The sequence below is a fragment of the Cellvibrio mixtus subsp. mixtus J3-8 genome (assembly GCF_000766945.1).
Taxonomy (GTDB): domain Bacteria; phylum Pseudomonadota; class Gammaproteobacteria; order Pseudomonadales; family Cellvibrionaceae; genus Cellvibrio; species Cellvibrio mixtus_A.
Window position 1 is genome coordinate 2,222 of record NZ_KN266215.1, and the last position, 18,150, is coordinate 20,371.

Below are 18,150 nucleotides of genomic sequence, written 5' to 3' on the forward strand. Positions count from 1 at the left end.
CGTTATTAATACTGATGGTGGAAATGATGCGTTGTATGGTGAAGCTGGTAATGACACGCTCAGCGGCGGTGATGGCAATGATTTGCTGGATGGCGGCGCTGGCAATGACTCGTTGACGGGGGGTGCCGGTAGCGATACTTACATCTTCAATAGCGCCTTCGGCCAAGACACCATCAATAACTACGACACCAACACCGCAAGTATCGATGTGGCACATTTCAATAACGCCACTATCGAAGATTTGTGGTTCAGCCGTTCAGGCAGTGACCTGGTCATTAGCCGCGTCGGTACCACCGACAAGGTTAATGTAAGCAATTGGTATTCAGGTGCTTCCTATCAACTCGACAAAATCGAAGTGGATTCGGCGGTGTTACTGAATAGCCAGGTCAATCAACTCGTCAATGCAATGGCTGCGTTTGCACCACCGGTTGGAGTTGGATCTGTCGTTACCCAGGAAATGAAGGATCAATTGACCCCGGTGCTGGCGACAACCTGGCAATCAAACTGATCTTTCTATTTCTGAGCGTTTATTGAGTTTGTCCAAAGCCCCGGTCTAACAGCCAGGGCTTTGTTTTTGTGCAAAACCGGTTTTTGGGATGCGAGTTGCCGGTAGTTCCGGTAAACTTCGCGCCTTATTTTAAAAATTGCAATGTATCCGCATTGCAATCCAGGCCAAATCCTTCCGAGTAGAACTATGCAAGCCGAACAAATCAAAGCGCTTATTGAGAGCCAAATCCCCGATTGCGATGTTAAATCTGTAGAAGTGCAGGGCGATCACATTGGTCTGGTGATTGTCAGCCCGGCATTCGCAGGTCTAACCCCGGTCAAGAAGCAGCAATTGGTGCTGTCTACCCTGAGCCAACAATTTGCTGATCGCAGTATCCATGCCGTGGATTACATCAAATCCTTTACCCCTGAGCAGTGGCAACAGCAACAACAGCAGCAATAACTTGCTATTTCAGGCAATTTTCTTTCTATTTTTTATGTTTTCAGGTTGGTAATGGATAAGTTTTTGATTACAGGCGGTGGCCCTCTATCCGGTGAAATTCGTATTTCCGGTTCTAAAAATGCGGGCCTACCGCTGCTGGCGGCGACGATTCTCGCCCAATCCAAAGTGCGTTTGAGCAATGTTCCGCATTTAAAAGATATGACCACTATGGTCACTTTGTTGAAAACCCTGGGGTTGATCATTGAGATCCAGGGGGATCACGTGGTGATTGTGGACCCGAATACCATCAACTCTTACACCGCGCCTTATGATCTGGTGAAGACCATGCGCGCGTCCATTCTCGTACTGGGCCCGCTATTGGCTCGTTATGGTGAAGCCAATGTGTCCTTTCCCGGTGGTTGTGCGATTGGTTCGCGTCCGGTGGATATCCACCTGCGCGGCCTGGAAGCCATGGGTGCCACTATTGAAATTGATGGCGGTTATATTCGTGCGCGCTCCAATGGCCGTTTGAAAGGTTGCCATTTCCTGATGGATATCGTCACTGTTGGCGGCACCGAGAATTTGCTGATGGCGGCAGTGTTGGCGGAGGGCGTCACGGTGCTGGAAAACGCTGCATGCGAACCGGAGATTGTCGACCTTGCCAATATGCTGGTGGCAATGGGCGCAACAATTGATGGTATCGGCACAGCAACCCTAACGATTACCGGCGTTGAGTCGCTTCAGGGGTGTGATTATGCCGTTATGCCGGACCGGATCGAAACCGGCACTTACCTTGTCGCCGCAGCGGCAACACGTGGCAAGGTCAAGTTGACAAACACCAGTGTCGACATTCTGGAAGCGGTGATTTTGAAATTGCAGGAAGCGGGTGCTGATATTGCCAGCGGTGCAGACTGGATCACACTGGATATGCACGGCCGACGCCCGAAAGCGGTAAGCCTGCGCACCGCGCCCTATCCGGCGTTCCCGACCGATATGCAATCGCAATTTATGGCGATGAATGCGGTTGCCGAAGGTGTGAGCCATATTACCGAAACAATTTTTGAAAATCGGTTGGTGCAGGTTGCGGAATTAAACCGCATGGGCGCGCACATCGAACTTGAACACAATACCGCGATTGTAAAAGGTGTTGAGCGTTTAAAAGCAGCGCCGGTAATGGCGTCGGACTTGCGCGCTTCGGCGAGCCTGGTGATTGCCGGTCTGGTGGCTGATGGTGAAACCCTGATCGACCGTATTTACCACATTGATCGTGGTTACGAAGCCATCGAAGAAAAATTCCAAAGTCTCGGCGCGAGCGTGCGCCGTGTAAAAGGTTCCTGAGCATGAGCCAGACGCTGACCATCGCCCTGACCAAAGGGCGCATCCTGGATGAAACCTTGCCGTTGTTGGCGGCAGCGGATATTCGCCCGCTCGAAGATATGGAAAAAAGCCGCAAGCTGGTTTTTGAAACCACCCAGCCTAATGTGCGTTTCTTATTGTTGCGCGGTGCTGATGTTCCCACCTACGTGCAATTTGGTGCGGCTGATATGGGAATTTCTGGCAAAGATACTTTGATGGAAAACGGTGCTGACGGTTTGTATGAACCGCTTGATTTAAATATCGCGCGCTGCAAATTAATGACAGCGGGTGTGAAAGGCCAAACTACACCGCCGGGTCGCATCCGTGTGGCGACCAAGTATGTCAATATCGCCAAGCAGTATTACGCTGCGCAAGGCCGCCAGATCGATGTGATCAAACTTTATGGTGCAATGGAATTGGCCCCGATTATGAATCTGGCCGATGAGATTGTCGATATTGTTGATACCGGCAATACCTTGCGTGCAAATGGTTTGGAACCGCGCGAATTTATTGCGGATATCAGTTCACGTTTGATCGTGAATAAAGCCTCGATGAAAATGAAACACGTACAAATCCAGGCGATTATTGATTGTGTCGCCGGTGCAATACAGTCTGCCGAATAAATTCTTCGCTAACCGGCGATTGCATTGCTATGGATTTAATTGACTCTCTATTGGGGCAATTAAATTAGTTAATGAGCAATTGCAAGCGCCGGTGAGCATCATACGTTTCCTGTCGATTAATTTTTTATTGTCATCGCAATGAGTTTTTTATGTCTGAATCCGTTATCACACGATTGGATGCGAGCCAGGGTGATTTTAACCAGCGCCTGGACCAGTTATTAGCTTGGGAATCAGTAAGCGATACCCGCGTTGCCGGTGTTGTCGATGACATTCTGCATCAAGTAAAAAATCGCGGTGATGCAGCGGTATTGGAATACACCAATAAATTTGATCGCCGCACGGCGCAAACAATTCAGGATCTGGTTGTCCCACCGGCGCAACTGCACGCGGCATTAAACCAAATTACATCCGAGCAGCGCATCGCATTGGAAATTGCTGCCGAGCGTATTCGTAGTTACCACAAGCATCAGCTGCAAAATTCATGGCGCTACACAGAAGCGGATGGCACTGTGCTGGGCCAACAAATTTCGGCGATGGAGCGAGTGGGGCTTTACGTTCCCGGTGGTAAAGCGTCTTATCCATCTTCAGTGTTGATGAATGCAATTCCAGCGAAAGTTGCCGGTGTTGATGAATTGACAATGGTGGTGCCGGCACCGGATGGTGAAATCAGCCCGATAGTACTGGCTGCTGCAGCCGTCGCCGGTGTAGATCGCGTTATTACGATTGGCGGTGCGCAAGCCGTTGCTGCCCTGGCATTTGGTACTGAAACAATTACCAAAGTTGATAAGATTGTTGGCCCTGGAAATATTTATGTCGCTACTGCAAAGCGTGCGGTATTCGGGCAGGTGGCGATTGATATGATCGCCGGCCCGTCGGAAATTTTAGTGGTATGTGACGGCCTCACTCATCCCGACTGGATTGCGATGGATTTGTTTAGCCAGGCAGAACACGATGAACAGGCACAAGCAATTTTGTTGAGCCCGGATGCGGAATTTTTAAATAACGTTGAAGCATCCATCAAAAAATTATTGCCAACATTGGCACGCAATGAAATCGCCAGTGTGTCATTAAAAAATCGCGGTGCATTAATCCAGGTTGCTGATATGCAACAGGCTGTTGAAATCAGCAATCGCATTGCGCCGGAGCATCTGGAATTATCCGTTGCTGATCCTGAAGCATTGTTGCCGAAAATTCGCCACGCCGGTGCCATTTTTATGGGGCGCCATACACCGGAAGCATTAGGTGATTATTGTGCAGGGCCTAATCACGTGCTGCCAACGTCAGGTACTGCACGTTTTTCTTCGCCATTAGGTGTTTACGATTTCCAGAAACGCAGTTCAATTATTATGTGTTCACCTGCAGGAGCATCAACACTATCTAAAACCGCGTCAGTGTTAGCGCGTGGCGAACAACTGGAAGCGCATGCGCGTTCGGCGGAATACCGGATTATTGACTGAAATAATTTTTAACGTAATGCCAGAAAAAAACGGGTGCATATGCACCCGTTTTTTTATTCTTGTGATGAGAAAACTGAATCAGGTTTTTGTTGGGGGAAATGCAGCGATTGCTTTAATTTCCAATGATTTTCCATCGCGAATAACCTTGAACACGACTTCAGCGTTAGGCTGGATATTTGACAGCGCATGGATTTCGAATTTGCCGGGTGCAATACCAATCGGGATATTATCGATATGGGTGATGACATCATTCAGTTGAAAGCCCGCTTTAGCGGCCGGACTATCTTTTTCAATTTCATTGATTAGCACACCATTACTGCCGAGTTGTTCTGCCTGTTCGCGATTGAGGTAGCTAACCCCTAGTCCTAACCATCCTCGCCTTACCGTACCAAATTCAATAATTTGTTTCAGCGAGTTCAGGGCTTTATCAACCGGCACTGCGAAACTGATACCAAAAGATGCACCCGTTTCATCCAGCATTGCTGTGTTGATGCCAATTAAGTTGCCATAGGCATCGATCAACGCACCACCTGAATTGCCGGGGTTAATCGCTGCATCTGTCTGGATAAAATTTTCAGCGCTGTTGATGCCAAGGTTCCAACGACCTGTAGCGCTCACAATGCCCTGGCTCACACTTTGTCCGACACCAAATGGATTGCCAATCGCGAGCACCACATCGCCTACGCGAATATTGTCGGAGTTGCCAATGTTAATGGCAGTGATGTTATCTAATTTAATACGCAATACGGCGAGGTCATTAGCTTTATCAATGCCTACCAATTCGGCGGCGGTGTAGCGTCCGTCGTACAATAAGACCGAGATACGATCAGCGCCGTTAATCACATGGTTGTTAGTAAGAATGAAACCTTCGCTATCCACAATAACACCCGAGCCAAGGGTTTTTTCCATACGTTCCTGCTGCGGTGTATTGGAATTATTGTAAAGCTGGCGAAAAAACGGATTGTTATAAAAATTTTGGTAACGTTGTACGACGCGTTTTTGTGTATAAATATTAACTACGGCAGGAGCTGCACGATTTACTGCATCAGCGTAAGACACAACGCCAGTATTTACGTTGGCCGGTGCATGAGTTGCTGGTGCGGGTGCACTGCGTAATTGCGGAAATAAAAACAATACAAGTAACGCGATAATCACGCCTGCAATAACCGGCCAGCCGATAAAACTTAGCAAGCGTTGTAAAAACATTAGGTTTGTCCCCGTCGTTTTATTTTTTGGCCAACAAAAACCCCGCAGGGCGCGGGGTTTAACAACTATATTCGACATCCTGTACGCGAAAGTGGTTAACCACTTCAGGAAATTTTAGTAACGGTTTGCTTTTCCATCAAAGTCGAAATCATCCGCAGATTCCATTGGCATGCGGCTATGGTTTTGATCTTCACGCAGGTCGTAGTCTTCGCTTAATGTCCCTTTTGCTCCCGGTGCTTTTGGGGCCCAGTCGCGCGGCGGCTCAATGCGTTGTTCATTAATGTATGCTTTGGTATCACCACTTAAATTGGTGTTGGCTGAGTCGATAATCTGCCGGCTAATCGCCGGGGTTGCCAGTTTCAATGCGCCATTGGCCAAATGCTCGTGTACTTCACGATAGGCTTGGGTAAGGTTATTTACCAATTGCGACGTTTGGGTGAAGTGCTCAGCAACATCGCGCTGATAGGCTTGTAGTGAGCTTTCAGCCTCGTGCAAACGCTGCTCCAGATCTCGCCCCAGAATTTGCGCGCGAAAAATATACAATATAGCGGCGCCAATGGCCCCGCCCGCTAACAAGCACAGTAAACCGGTTATAAATAGCGCACTGAATGAATACACGGGGGATCTCCTCATCGACAAGCGTGTTTAAAGCGTATATACGACCTTAAACATTGATAGACCTATTATAAGTCCATTTTCTCATTAAAATGGGCAAAAATTATTGCCTTTCCGGCAGAGTAATGAAATTTGGGGTAATTCATGCATTTTCCTTTTGCAAAAGAAGAATTGTTAATGATTTCAGGTCCGTCAGGGCAATTGCAGGCAGCTTTACATCAGGGGGATGAACTTGGAGGTTTGGCACATAGGCCGCGGTTGGTAATCCTGTGCCATCCCCACCCGGTTCACGGCGGTACTATGGATAATAAAGTTGTCACAACCTTGATGCGTACTTATCGCGACGTGGGGATTCATGTGTTGCGTTTTAATTTTCGTGGTGTGGGCAAGAGCGAGGGTGTTTTTGATAACGCTATCGGTGAGCTGGATGATCTTCGTGCGATAGTCGCCTGGGCCCAACAAAATTTGCCGGAAGCCGGTTTGCTATTGGCCGGGTTTTCATTTGGTTCTTCCATTGCCGCCCAGGTGAGTTATGAGGTTTCCGGTGTGCAGCACCTTTCATTGGTCGCCCCTCCGGTAGAGCGTTATCCGTATGCGCGGGATAATCAGTTTCCCTGCAAAGCGTGTGTTGTGCAGGGGGATCAGGATGAGCGTGTGATTGCCCGGGGAGTTTATGACTGGGTGGCTACTTTACGGGGTGATGTTGAATTGTTGCGGTATCCCGGGGCGGGGCACTTTTTTCATGGATATTTAACTGCATTAAAAACTGACTTAACCCAAATCCTGCAACGACAATTGCAATAAGCGTGGTTATTCTTGGTTGCAGCCGCTAAAGTGGTGGCGTGATGCAATATTTTGTTATTTGATGTTAATGCCAGTCGCTAATCCCATGACCATTCCCGATACCAATTCCCCTCTTGCACGCTATCAGCGCGATTTGCAACGCCCCGATTTCCGCCATGATCCAGCCCAGGAAGCTGCAGTGAATCATTTGCAGCATCTATATGAGCAATTGGTTTCTGCATGGAAAGCCGAACAACAACAAAGCCTGCTGGGTAATTTTTTCAAACGATTTACTGGCGATTCATCGCGCGAGTTGGTGCGCGGCTTGTATTTTTGGGGTGGGGTGGGGCGCGGCAAAACCTACCTGATGGATAATTTTTACGAGAGCTTGCCTTTCGAGCAAAAGCTACGCGCCCACTTCCATCGTTTTATGCGTCGTGTCCATGCGGAACTCAAAAAACTGGACGGAAAAAAAAATCCGCTCAAACTGGTTGCCGACACTATCGCCGCTGAAGCGCGGGTGATTTGTTTTGATGAGTTTTTTGTATCGGATATCACTGATGCCATGATTCTTGGCACTTTGATGGAAGAGCTTTTCGCGCGCGGTGTTACGTTGGTTGCAACCTCCAATATTGTTCCTGATGGCCTTTATAAGGATGGATTACAACGCGCCCGCTTTTTGCCAGCAATCGATTTGCTTAACAAGCATACCCTTGTGGTGAATGTGGATGGCGGGGTTGATTATCGTCTGCGTGCTCTGGAGCAGGCGGAGTTATATCACCACCCGCTGGATGCGGCAGCTGATGAAAGTTTGATGTGCAGCTTTAAAAGCCTGGTGCCTGCCGGCGCAGAGATTCGCGAACAGCAGGAGATAGAGGTAGAAGGGCGGATGATTTTGTCCCGCTGCGTTAGTGAAGGGATTATCTGGTTTGATTTCGTTGAGTTGTGCGATGGGCCGCGTTCACAAAACGATTACATCGAACTCGCGCGTGAATATCACGCCGTTATCCTCAGTAATGTCCCCGGCCTCGGGCGTGAAAAAGACGACCAGGCGCGACGCTTTGTGAATCTTGTTGATGAATTCTATGACCGCCAGGTAAAGCTGATTATTTCTGCGGAGCGCCCGCTGGCCGAACTCTATTCCACGGGTAAACTGGACTTCGAATTCCAGCGTACAATCAGCCGTTTACTGGAAATGCAAAGCCATGAATACCTTTCCCGTCCTCATAGACCGGAATAGAGCTTATATTGTGGTTGAAAAATACTCCCTGGGTGTGTAGTATGCCGCCTCCCTGTTTTCAGGGGTATTTAACATTTAGTTCCACATCCAATTTAGGCAGGAATAACATGAAGACCTATATTGCCAAACCTGAATCTGTCGTACATGACTGGTTCATCGTGGATGCGGCGGGAAAAACCCTCGGCCGTTTATCTGCGGAAATTGCTTCGCGTTTGCGTGGCAAGCACAAGCCAGAATTCACTCCACACGTTGATACCGGTGATTACATCGTTGTTATCAATGCTGCTCAAGTGCGTGTGACTGGCCGTAAAGCTACTGACAAGGTTTATTACCATCACACCAACTTCGTTGGTGGTATTAAATCCATTACCTTCGATAAATTGATCGAGAAGGCTCCAGAGCGCACCATCCAGATCGCTGTTAAAGGCATGTTGCCGAAAGGCCCACTGGGTCGTGCAATGTTCAGAAAATTGAAAGTTTATGCGGGTAATGAGCATCCACATGCTGCTCAGCAACCGAAAGAACTGAGCATCTAAGGGGAGCCGATATGTCTGCAGCACAATTTTACGGCACAGGCCGTCGCAAGACCTCTACCGCACGTGTATTCATCACTGCTGGTACTGGCAATATCGTTGTAAATGATCGTCCTCTGGACGAATACTTTGGTCGTCCAGTGGCGCGCATGGTTGTTCGTCAACCGCTCGAACTGGTTGGTCTGGTAGAAAAGTTTGATGTGAATGTTACTGTCTCTGGTGGCGGTAGTTTCGGTCAAGCTGGTGCTATTCGCCACGGTTTGACTCGCGCCCTGATGGAGTACGATGACAACCTGCGTAGCGAATTGCGTAAAGCCGGTTACGTTACCCGCGATTCCCGTGAGGTTGAGCGTAAGAAAGTTGGCTTGCGTAAAGCACGTAAAAAGCCGCAATTCTCCAAGCGTTAATGATTTCATGCAGTGGCTTTTATGGTTGCTGCTTGATGATCATCAAAAAAACGCCCAAGTCTTTTCTGGCTTGGGCGTTTTTTTACGTCTAAAATTGCGGGTCTATAACCCACTGATTGTGTGTGGTTATTCTTGTAAGCCGTGTGTGAATTCATTAAGATTGCCCGCCTTTTCTTGAGTCACCCAATAAATCCTTTGTCGTCGGACTTGGTATCAGAGTTTTTGCAAAGTCGCAGCGCGATTTAGGCGATTTGCTAGCCGTTAGCTGTTAGGGGAGAAATTCGTCATGAGTAATGACGCTGTAAATAAAACGCGCCGTCGTGTATTGATCGGAGCCACTTGTGCAGTGGGTGCGGTTGGTGTGGTTGGTGCTGCAGTTCCTTTTGTGGGTTCCTGGAACCCGAGTGCCAAGGCGAAAGCTGCCGGTGCTCCCGTTAAATATAATCTCAGCAAGGTAGAGCCTGGCGCTATGGTCACCGTTGAGTGGCGCGGTAAACCGGTGTTTGTTGTGCGTCGTACCCAGGCGGCATTGGATAGCCTGAAAAAAGTGGAAGAGTTGGGAGTGTTGCTGGACGCAAACTCTGACGAACCCCAGCAACCTGAATACGCAAAAAATCCTGAGCGTGCTATCAATAAAGAATTTGCAATCCTGTTGGGAGTTTGTACCCACCTGGGATGTGCACCTATGTATCGCCCCGATGTTCACGCAGCCGATTTGGGTGGTGAAAAATGGCAAGGCGGTTTCTTCTGTCCATGTCATGGGTCGAAGTACGATTTGGCGGGGCGCGTTTACATCGGCGTTCCTGCTCCATTAAACCTGGAAGTTCCTCCTCATCGTTATGAGAGTGATGCTGTAGTTGTGATTGGCGAAGATCAAGGGGCTTAAAGATGAATTGGTTAGTTGGATTGTGGCAGTGGGTTGACAAGCGTCTTCCGGTACAACGTGCCTGGGATACCCATATGGGTAAATACTACGCACCCAAGAATTTTAACTTCTGGTATTTCTTTGGTGTGCTTTCGCTGCTGGTATTGGTAAACCAACTGGTTACTGGTATCTGGTTGACCATGAGCTACAACCCTTCGGCAGAAGGTGCATTCGCTTCTGTTGAATATATTATGCGTGACGTGGATTTTGGCTGGTTGCTGCGTTATATGCACTCCACTGGCGCGTCGGCATTCTTCATTGTTGTTTATCTGCATATGTTCCGCGGCATGATGTACGGCTCATACAAGGCGCCACGTGAGTTGGTCTGGATCTTCGGGATGACTATTTATCTGGTGCTGATGGCCGAAGCTTTCATGGGCTATGTATTGCCTTGGGGACAAATGTCTTACTGGGGCGCGCAGGTAATTGTGTCGCTGTTTGGCGCTATTCCCGGCATTGGTGAAGATCTGGTGCAATGGATTCGCGGCGATTACCTGATTTCCGGTATTACCCTGAACCGCTTCTTTGCGCTTCACGTTGTGGCTCTTCCAATCGTATTGCTGGCACTGGTGGTGATGCATATCCTTGCTCTGCACGAAGTGGGCTCTAACAACCCTGACGGTGTCGAGATCAAAAAGAACAAAGATGAAAATGGCATTCCGCGTGACGGCGTTCCGTTCCATCCTTTCTATACTGTGCATGATTTGGTTGGTGTCACTGTTTTCCTGTTTGCGTTCTGTTTCATTATGTTCTTCATGCCGGAAATGGGCGGTTTCTTCCTGGAATACGCTAACTTCGAAGAAGCTAACAATCTGAAAACTCCAACCCATATTGCACCGGTTTGGTATTTCACCCCGTTCTACGCGGTGTTGCGTGCGGTAACTATGCAAATCGAACTTGGCCCGATGGTATTGACCGCCAAGTTCCTGGGCTTCATTGCGATGGCCGCAGCGATTGCAATCCTGTTCGTGTTGCCGTGGCTGGATCGCAGTAAAGTTAAATCCATGCGTTATCGCGGCCATATTCCGCGTATCGCATTGATTGCCTTTGCCTCGATGTTTGTAATCCTGGGTTACCTCGGTGTTAAAGCACCTACGGAAGGTAGAACTCTGTTGTCGCAAATCGCAACTGCTTTCTATTTTGCGTACTTTGTAACAATGCCGGTATGGACTACTACCAGCCCCGAGAAAGCCAAATCTAAAGTTTCATGGGTATTGTCAGGTGCGTTTGCGGTGATTTTTGCGTGGATGGGCTTCGATTATATTGGTGGTGATGTTCCCGGATTGTTGCTGGGTTTGTGCTTCCTGTTAGCGATCATCTTTGCAGTGTTGCCAATTTTGGCTGCGCGCGATAAGGATCTGCCCGAGCCGACCCGCACCCAGGCTAAAGGTTTGCCGGGTATTCTGGTAGCTGCCGGTTTTGCATTGTTTGTGATTCTTGCGGTAGTGCCTATCAAGGCGGTAGCGTCGGAAGGCTCGTTCAATTGCGGCGCTATTCCTTGCGATCATATTGAAACAGACATGAATGACAAAGAGTCCCTGCAGCGTGGTGCCAAATACTTTGTGAACTATTGTATGGGGTGCCACTCAGCAAAATACTCCCGTTATGAGCGTGTGGCTGACGATTTGGGAATTCCCCATGATGTCATGGAGCAAAACCTGATTTTCGGCGATCAACGCATCGGTCAATTGATGGAAATTGCAATGAAACCACAACAGGCGAAAGTCTGGTTTGGTGTGGTTCCGCCGGACCTTACATTGGTGGCTCGTGCGCGTTCACCTGAGTGGTTGTATACCTACCTGCGTAACTTCTATAAAGATGAAACCCGCCCCTGGGGGGTTAACAACCGTGTATTCCCTAACGTGGGGATGCCGCACGTGTTGATTGGCCCGCAAGGTTTGCTGGAGTGTGGTGCTGGTCCAAAACTGAACCATCATGGCGGCGCATTGCGTAACGATGTTGGCCAGGTTGAAATTGACGAGCATTGCGGTGCGCTTAAAGAAGGCAAGGTGAAAGGTTCGTTGTCCCAGGCGGAATTTGACGAAGCTGTATATGACCTGGTTAATTTCCTCGAGTATGTAGCTGAACCCATCGCTGTTAAGCGCCAATCTATTGGTTACTATGTATTGGGCTTCCTGGTGATACTGTTTATCTTTGTTTACTTCCTGAACCGTGAGTTCTGGCGAGATATTCACTGATAATTGGTGAACCACAAAAAGGGCGACGCAAGTCGCCCTTTTTATTTGAGTCTCCTGCCAAATCCCTGTACCTTGTCGGCGTTGTTTATTTTCAAGGAATACTGTCTATGTCCATGTCATCCAGCCGTCCCTATTTTTTGCGTGCTATTTATGAGTGGATACTGGATAACAATTGTACCCCCCATATCCTGGTAGATGCCCATGTGCAAAACACCCAGGTTCCGCAGCAACACGTCAATAAAGATGGCCAGATAATCCTGAATATATCCCCTTCTGCGGTGAAGGATTTTTTTATGGATAACACCGCCGTTTCATTCAATGCCCGTTTCAGTGGTGTGGTGAATAATCTTTATATTCCCTGTGGTGCAATTCTTGGAATATATGCCCGTGAAAATGGCCAGGGAATGATGTTTGAGCCTGAGGCAAATCCCCAGCCACCAGCACCTCCTCCGCCCACACCACCATCACCGGTAAGGTCAATTGGTGATGCGCCTAAAAAGCCCGGTTTGCGCGTCGTTAAATAAAAGAATTTTTCCTATCAAACACCAGCTTCGGCTGGTGTTGTTGTTTTTGGAGCAGGTTTGTGACGCTTGTGCGACATATTTGTGACAAAAACTCCGTGCAGTCACATTAGTGTCACATTCGCTGGTTAGAGTAACTACCAATGGCGAGGCAAGCCTTGTCATTCAAACCTACTTACGAAATGACTAACGGAGCGCTCTATGAACGCTAAGAAAATTATTAAAGGGTTGGTGTTGGCCAGCTCTATGGTTTGCGCCGCTACGCTGCAGGCTGCTGTTGATTCCAAACTGCCGGAATACAAAGTAACAACCGGTGTGTCCGGAAACGTAAACTCAATTGGTTCCGATACGTTGAACAATCTGATGACCCTGTGGGCAGAAGATTTCAAAAAGTTGTATCCCAATGTAAATATTCAAATCCAGGGCGCTGGCTCTTCTACAGCACCACCAGCCTTGATCGAAGGCACTGCAAACTTCGGCCCAATGAGCCGTGAAATGAAGTCAGAAGAAATCCAGGCATTTGAAGCCAAGCACGGCTACAAGCCAACTGCGGTACCTGTGGCGATCGACGTTCTGGCTGTGTATGTGAATAAGGATAATCCGATCAAAGGTTTGTCCCTGCAGCAAGTTGATGCGATTTTCTCTGCTACCCGTAAATGCGGCGAAGCAAAAGACATTACCCGTTGGGGTGACGTAGGTCTGCAAGGTGCCTGGGCGAACCGTGATTTCACCATTTACAGCCGTAACGCTGTATCCGGTACCTACGGTTACTTTAAAGATGAAGCCCTGTGTAAAGGTGACTTCAAAGCCAGCATTAATGAACAACCAGGTTCTGCGTCAGTAGTGCAAGGTGTATCCGAATCCATTAACGGTATTGGTTATTCAGGTATTGGTTATGTGACTTCCGGTGTGCGTGCTCTGCCACTGTCCAAAAAAGATGGTCAGCCATTTATTACTCCTGATGCTGCTCACGCATTGGACGGTACCTACCCATTGGCGCGCGTACTCTACGTATACATCAATAAACACCCGAACCGTAAGCTGGATGCTCTGCAACTTGAGTTCTTGAAAATGGTTCTCTCCAAGCAAGGCCAGGAAACTGTAGTGCGCGATGGTTACATCCCGTTGCCAGAATCCATGACCAGCAAAGCGCTCGCTGTGTTGCAAAAGTAATAATGGCGTTCCAAAGGCCGCCGCTCTTCCGGCGGCTTTTTTTTGCACATAAGAATTGTGTTACAGAAAAATGACAATGAAATTGGTGTTTGTAACAAAAGTGTCATTTTCCCTTGTTAGGATTCTTGTGCCAGAAGTTTAATCAGGTGAGCAGACCATGTCCGAATCCATTCCCTTGGTAAAAGAACCCGTCAGTTTGATGCCGACGCTCGAGCAGCGTAATCGTCTGCGTCGCCTCCGTAAATTTAAGGATGGTCTATCCCGCTACGGAGTAATGACCGCCGGCATGGCGGTTGTTTTTTCATTGGGGTTGATATTTTTCTATCTGTTTTCAGAAATCGCGCCTTTGTTTCGTGGTGCATCTGTAGAGATTGTGAAAACCTACACGCCCGAAGCGTTACATCAAGCGCCGGAGGACAAAACCGAATTTCTTACGCTCGAACGTTACGAAGAGATCGGCGGTAATTTCAAGCGTAGCGGGGCAGTCAGTTTTTTTACCGTCGATGATGGTAAAACCCTGTTATCCGCGCAAATGCCAAAACCTGAAACGGCAGAATTTTCAGTTATGGCCACCAGCACTGCCGACCATGGTTTAGTGGCTTATGGTTACAGCAATGGTCAGGTTGCAGTTGCAAAAACCGAATATGAACTCAGTTATCCGAACGATAAACGTCAAATTACTCCCAGCCTGGCATTTCCATTAGGCGATCAACCGATTCAACTGGATGCGCAAGGCAGTGCGTTAAAAGTGTTGGCCATTCAGCAAACTTCCAGCGGTACATTGATCGGTGCATTAACTGCCGATAACCGTTTACTTCTAGGCGTGTTCAGCAGTAGCAGCAATTTAATTACCGGTGCGGTGATGCTTGAACAAGAAGTATTTACCTTGCCGCCTTTGCCACAAGGCGTAACTGCTACGCACATGCAAATCGACGAAGGTGCGCAGCATTTGGTAGTGGCGACTGATAAATCGCAAATAATTTTGTACAAAATTGTGAATCCTTCAGCGGCGGAACGCAAAGACGCGGTGGTTGTTCCGAATGGAAAAATTACTGCCATGCAATTCCTGGTGGGTACTGGCTCGTTGGTTGTAGGTACCAGCGAAGGTCATGTGAGCCAATGGTTTTTAGTGCGTGACCCGCACAATGAATATCATGTAACCCATGTGCGCGATTTCGAATCCCTCAATGGCGCGATTACCGGTTTTGCTCCGGAGTTTGCACGTCGCGGTTTTTGGGCGGGCGATGACAAGGGAAATATCGGAATTTATTTTGGAACTTCGCAGCGGACGTTGTTGGTTGAATCTGTCAGTGATAAATCGATTAACAAAATTGCCATTTCACCAATCAATAATCGTGCCTTGTTAATTGACGACAGTAAAAACCTGTCACTGCTGGATGTGTGGAACAAACATCCGGAAGTGTCTTTTAGTTCACTCTGGCAAAAAGTCTGGTACGAAGGTCGCGATGCGCCGGAATATATTTGGCAAGCATCATCGGGCAGTGACAACTTCGAAGCCAAAATGAGTTTTGTCCCCCTGTCATTGGGAACGTTAAAAGCAGCATTTTTTGCAATTTTATTTGCGGTTCCGCTTGGAGTAATGGGTGCAATCTATACCGCCTATTTTATGACTCCCAAATTGCGCGGCATCGTAAAACCAACTATTGAAATTATGGCAGCATTGCCGACGGTGATTCTCGGCTTCCTCGCCGGTTTGTGGCTTGCACCGTTTATGGAAAACCATTTGCCGGCAATTTTCAGTATTTTAATTTTGTTGCCGGTGATTATGTTGGTCACCGGGTTCGCCTGGAGTAAATGCCCGGAAAATATCCGCAACAAAATGCCAGAAGGTTGGGAAGCGGTTATCGTCATACTTCCAATCATTGCAACAGTCTGGGCGTGTGTAGCGCTGAGTCCCTTGGCGGAAGTCTGGTTTTTTGATGGCAGCATGCGTCAATGGTTTACCGACAATGGCGTTAATTACGATCAACGCAACGCCTTGGTTGTAGGCATCATCATGGGATTTGCGGTTATCCCAAGTATTTTTTCAATCGCAGAAGATGCGGTATTCAGCGTGCCGCGCCATCTCACACAAGGTTCATTGGCTTTAGGTGCAACACCCTGGCAAACGATGGTGGGTGTGGTGTTGCCAACTGCGAGTCCCGGTATTTTTTCTGCAGTGATGATGGGCTTTGGTCGTGCTGTGGGTGAAACCATGATCGTACTTATGGCTACCGGTAATAGCCCGGTTGTTAACTTTAATATCTTCGAAGGGATGCGCACGCTCTCGGCAAATATCGCGGTGGAATTACCGGAAACCGCAGTAGGCAGTACGCATTTCCGTGTGCTCTTCCTCGCGGCATTGGTGTTGCTGGCGTTGACCTTCGTGGTGAATACCCTGGCTGAAGTAATTCGTCAGCGCTTGCGTCAGCGCTATAGCAATCTGTAATTTCGGATGACTTTTTTCGGAAGACTGTGATGAAAAATTTATTGAAACGAAAAACTTCCTGGTTCAGCAGCGGTTCTCCCTGGATCTGGTTAAACGGCGGTGCCGTTGCCATTTGTATGTTGATGGTATTAGGTTTGCTCGGGTTAATTGCAGTGCGCGGCTTCGGTCATTTCTGGCCCGCCGATATTTTGCAAACCACGATTGTAGATCGCGATGGCAAAAGCCAGATCGTAATGGGCGAAGCAGTGCGCGATGAAATTATTTCGGCTGCCGTTGCGCGCGATGGTGGTTATACCGTTGCTGCGGATGTGGAATTAATTACCCGTCATTTATTTAAGATGGGCAATCGCGATGTCAATGGTCGCGACTTTGCCTGGTTCCTCGATACCGGAATGGGCAAATGGGAATATCCTGCGGACGCAATTTCGATTGAGCGTCGCGAGTGGGGGAACTTCTATGGTTATCCGGTAGCAATTAAAGAACATGACAATATCGTCAGTGAATTGAGTGGATCTGATTTTTGGGAGCAACTGGATCAGCGTTTACATCGCGCCCTTGAATTGCACGATAAAATCCACCGCATCGAAAAAGTAGATATCGGCCGCATCAATAATCAAATGGATGAGTTGCGTCTGGAGCGCCGTCGTTTGGAGCTTGATGGTATAACCGGTGCGCAAATGGCGAGTGCAGACGCACAGCTCGCTGAGCGTCGCGCAGCATTGGAAGCCGAGTACGATGTTATTAAAAAAGAGCGCGATGAAATTCTTGCACAGGCAACACGCGACAAATTAATTGCACGCACTGCAGACGGCAAAGAAGTTGTTGTGGCATTCGATCATATCGTCCGTGTTACCCGCCCCAATGAAATGGGCGTGTTTGCCAAATCAGTTCAATACCTGGATCGCTTCTGGGAATTTATGACTGACGAACCGCGCGAAGCAAATACCGAGGGTGGCATTTTCCCGGCAATTTTTGGCACGCTTACCATGGTAATTGTAATGTCTATCATGGTGACGCCATTCGGTGTGCTCGCGGCTATTTATTTGCGCGAATACGCCAAGCAGGGAACCTTCCTGAAAATTATCCGTATTTCTGTGTATAACCTCGCGGGTGTTCCATCGATTGTTTATGGCGTATTTGGTTTGGGATTTTTTGTGTATACGCTCGGAGGCAACCTCGATGAATTGTTTTACACCGAATCATTACCTTCGCCGACATTTGGTACTCCGGGTTTATTCTGGGCGTCTTTAACGCTCGCGCTCCTGACGTTACCGATTGTGATTGTTTCTACTGAAGAAGGTTTATCGCGTATTCCCAGTACTATTCGCCAGGGCAGCCTTGCATTGGGTGCAACCAAAGCAGAAACCCTGTGGAAAGTTGTAGTGCCTCTGGCAACGCCAGCGATGATGACCGGATTAATTTTGGCGATCGCACGTGCAGCGGGTGAAGTGGCGCCATTGATGTTGGTGGGTGTTGTGAAACTGGCACCGGCATTACCGGTGGATGGCAACTATCCATACCTGCACCTGGATCAAAAAATTATGCACTTGGGTTTCCATATATATGACGTGGGTTTCCAAAGCCCTAACGTCGAAGCGGCGCGACCATTGGTGTACGCAACGTCATTGACATTGGTATTACTGATTATTGCCTTGAATATTTCTGCGATTAAAATCCGCAACAATTTGCGTGAAAAGTATCGTAGTGCTTCGGATTAATACCAAGGTTGTTTTTGT

The 18,150-nt window shown here is 48.3% G+C and carries 17 protein-coding genes; 15 read left to right on the top strand and 2 right to left on the bottom strand.

Translation table 11 applies throughout. The features are described 5' to 3' along the window. From A596_RS20075 to hisD, 5 genes are all read left to right on the top strand, one after another. A partial coding sequence (locus tag A596_RS20075) for a calcium-binding protein (RefSeq protein ID WP_084128714.1) occupies nucleotides 1–508 on the top strand: 508 nt, incomplete at its 5' end. Between the two features lie 186 nt (nucleotides 509–694). Continuing rightward, nucleotides 695–949, top strand: a complete 255-nt coding sequence (locus A596_RS20080; RefSeq protein WP_039918229.1) for a BolA family protein — start codon at nucleotides 695–697, stop codon at nucleotides 947–949. 51 nt (nucleotides 950–1,000) lie between these two features. Then, nucleotides 1,001–2,266 (top strand): UDP-N-acetylglucosamine 1-carboxyvinyltransferase, encoded by a 1,266-nt coding sequence (gene murA / locus A596_RS20085; protein ID WP_039918230.1) that lies wholly within the window; start codon nucleotides 1,001–1,003, stop codon nucleotides 2,264–2,266. 2 nt (nucleotides 2,267–2,268) lie between these two features. Then, the gene (hisG, locus tag A596_RS20090; RefSeq protein WP_039918233.1) at nucleotides 2,269–2,907 is read left to right on the top strand and encodes an ATP phosphoribosyltransferase; all 639 of its coding nucleotides are present in this window, start codon (nucleotides 2,269–2,271) and stop codon (nucleotides 2,905–2,907) included. A 149-nt stretch (nucleotides 2,908–3,056) separates the two neighbouring features. Further along, nucleotides 3,057–4,364, top strand: a complete 1,308-nt coding sequence (gene hisD / locus A596_RS20095) for a histidinol dehydrogenase (protein WP_039918235.1) — start codon at nucleotides 3,057–3,059, stop codon at nucleotides 4,362–4,364. A gap of 78 nt (nucleotides 4,365–4,442) precedes the next feature. On the opposite strand, the gene A596_RS20100 is transcribed toward hisD, so the two are convergent. Both A596_RS20100 and A596_RS20105 read right to left on the bottom strand, forming a co-directional pair. Continuing rightward, nucleotides 4,443–5,570, bottom strand: coding sequence for a trypsin-like peptidase domain-containing protein (locus A596_RS20100; RefSeq protein WP_039918238.1), 1,128 nt, complete (start codon nucleotides 5,568–5,570; stop codon nucleotides 4,443–4,445). A gap of 114 nt (nucleotides 5,571–5,684) precedes the next feature. After that, nucleotides 5,685–6,188, bottom strand: a complete 504-nt coding sequence (locus tag A596_RS20105; RefSeq protein WP_039918239.1) for a Z-ring associated ZapG family protein — start codon at nucleotides 6,186–6,188, stop codon at nucleotides 5,685–5,687. A 141-nt stretch (nucleotides 6,189–6,329) separates the two neighbouring features. Here A596_RS20105 and A596_RS20110 point away from each other — a divergent pair, with 141 nt between their 5' ends. The 10 genes from A596_RS20110 to pstA all read left to right on the top strand — a co-directional run bounded on the left by A596_RS20110 (nucleotide 6,330) and on the right by pstA (nucleotide 18,132). Then, the gene (locus A596_RS20110) at nucleotides 6,330–6,989 is read left to right on the top strand and encodes an alpha/beta hydrolase (protein ID WP_039918241.1); all 660 of its coding nucleotides are present in this window, start codon (nucleotides 6,330–6,332) and stop codon (nucleotides 6,987–6,989) included. Between the two features lie 85 nt (nucleotides 6,990–7,074). Then, nucleotides 7,075–8,208, top strand: a complete 1,134-nt coding sequence (gene zapE / locus A596_RS20115) for a cell division protein ZapE (protein WP_039918421.1) — start codon at nucleotides 7,075–7,077, stop codon at nucleotides 8,206–8,208. A gap of 107 nt (nucleotides 8,209–8,315) precedes the next feature. After that, nucleotides 8,316–8,744 carry a 50S ribosomal protein L13 gene (rplM, locus tag A596_RS20120; RefSeq protein WP_039918243.1) on the top strand — a complete coding sequence of 143 codons (429 nt, stop codon included), beginning with the start codon at nucleotides 8,316–8,318 and terminating at the stop codon, nucleotides 8,742–8,744. A gap of 11 nt (nucleotides 8,745–8,755) precedes the next feature. Then, nucleotides 8,756–9,148, top strand: a complete 393-nt coding sequence (gene rpsI, locus A596_RS20125) for a 30S ribosomal protein S9 (RefSeq protein ID WP_039918245.1) — start codon at nucleotides 8,756–8,758, stop codon at nucleotides 9,146–9,148. 286 nt (nucleotides 9,149–9,434) lie between these two features. After that, nucleotides 9,435–10,034 (top strand): ubiquinol-cytochrome c reductase iron-sulfur subunit, encoded by a 600-nt coding sequence (gene petA, locus A596_RS20130; protein WP_039918246.1) that lies wholly within the window; start codon nucleotides 9,435–9,437, stop codon nucleotides 10,032–10,034. A 2-nt stretch (nucleotides 10,035–10,036) separates the two neighbouring features. Further along, nucleotides 10,037–12,271: a ubiquinol-cytochrome c reductase gene (locus tag A596_RS20135; RefSeq protein WP_039918249.1), complete on the top strand. Its 2,235-nt coding sequence runs from the start codon at nucleotides 10,037–10,039 to the stop codon at nucleotides 12,269–12,271. Between the two features lie 107 nt (nucleotides 12,272–12,378). Beyond that, on the top strand, nucleotides 12,379–12,795 hold the full coding sequence (locus A596_RS20140) for a ClpXP protease specificity-enhancing factor (protein ID WP_200882977.1): 417 nt from the start codon (nucleotides 12,379–12,381) through the stop codon (nucleotides 12,793–12,795). 198 nt (nucleotides 12,796–12,993) lie between these two features. Further along, entirely contained in the window at nucleotides 12,994–13,965 is a 972-nt protein-coding gene (locus tag A596_RS20145) for a PstS family phosphate ABC transporter substrate-binding protein (RefSeq protein WP_039918251.1), read from the top strand. Nucleotides 13,966–14,122: 157 nt separating this feature from the next. Next, nucleotides 14,123–16,414 carry an ABC transporter permease subunit gene (locus tag A596_RS20150; RefSeq protein ID WP_039918254.1) on the top strand — a complete coding sequence of 764 codons (2,292 nt, stop codon included), beginning with the start codon at nucleotides 14,123–14,125 and terminating at the stop codon, nucleotides 16,412–16,414. A gap of 29 nt (nucleotides 16,415–16,443) precedes the next feature. Continuing rightward, nucleotides 16,444–18,132 carry a phosphate ABC transporter permease PstA gene (gene pstA / locus A596_RS20155; RefSeq protein WP_039918257.1) on the top strand — a complete coding sequence of 563 codons (1,689 nt, stop codon included), beginning with the start codon at nucleotides 16,444–16,446 and terminating at the stop codon, nucleotides 18,130–18,132. The last annotated feature ends 18 nt before the right edge of the window (nucleotides 18,133–18,150 follow it).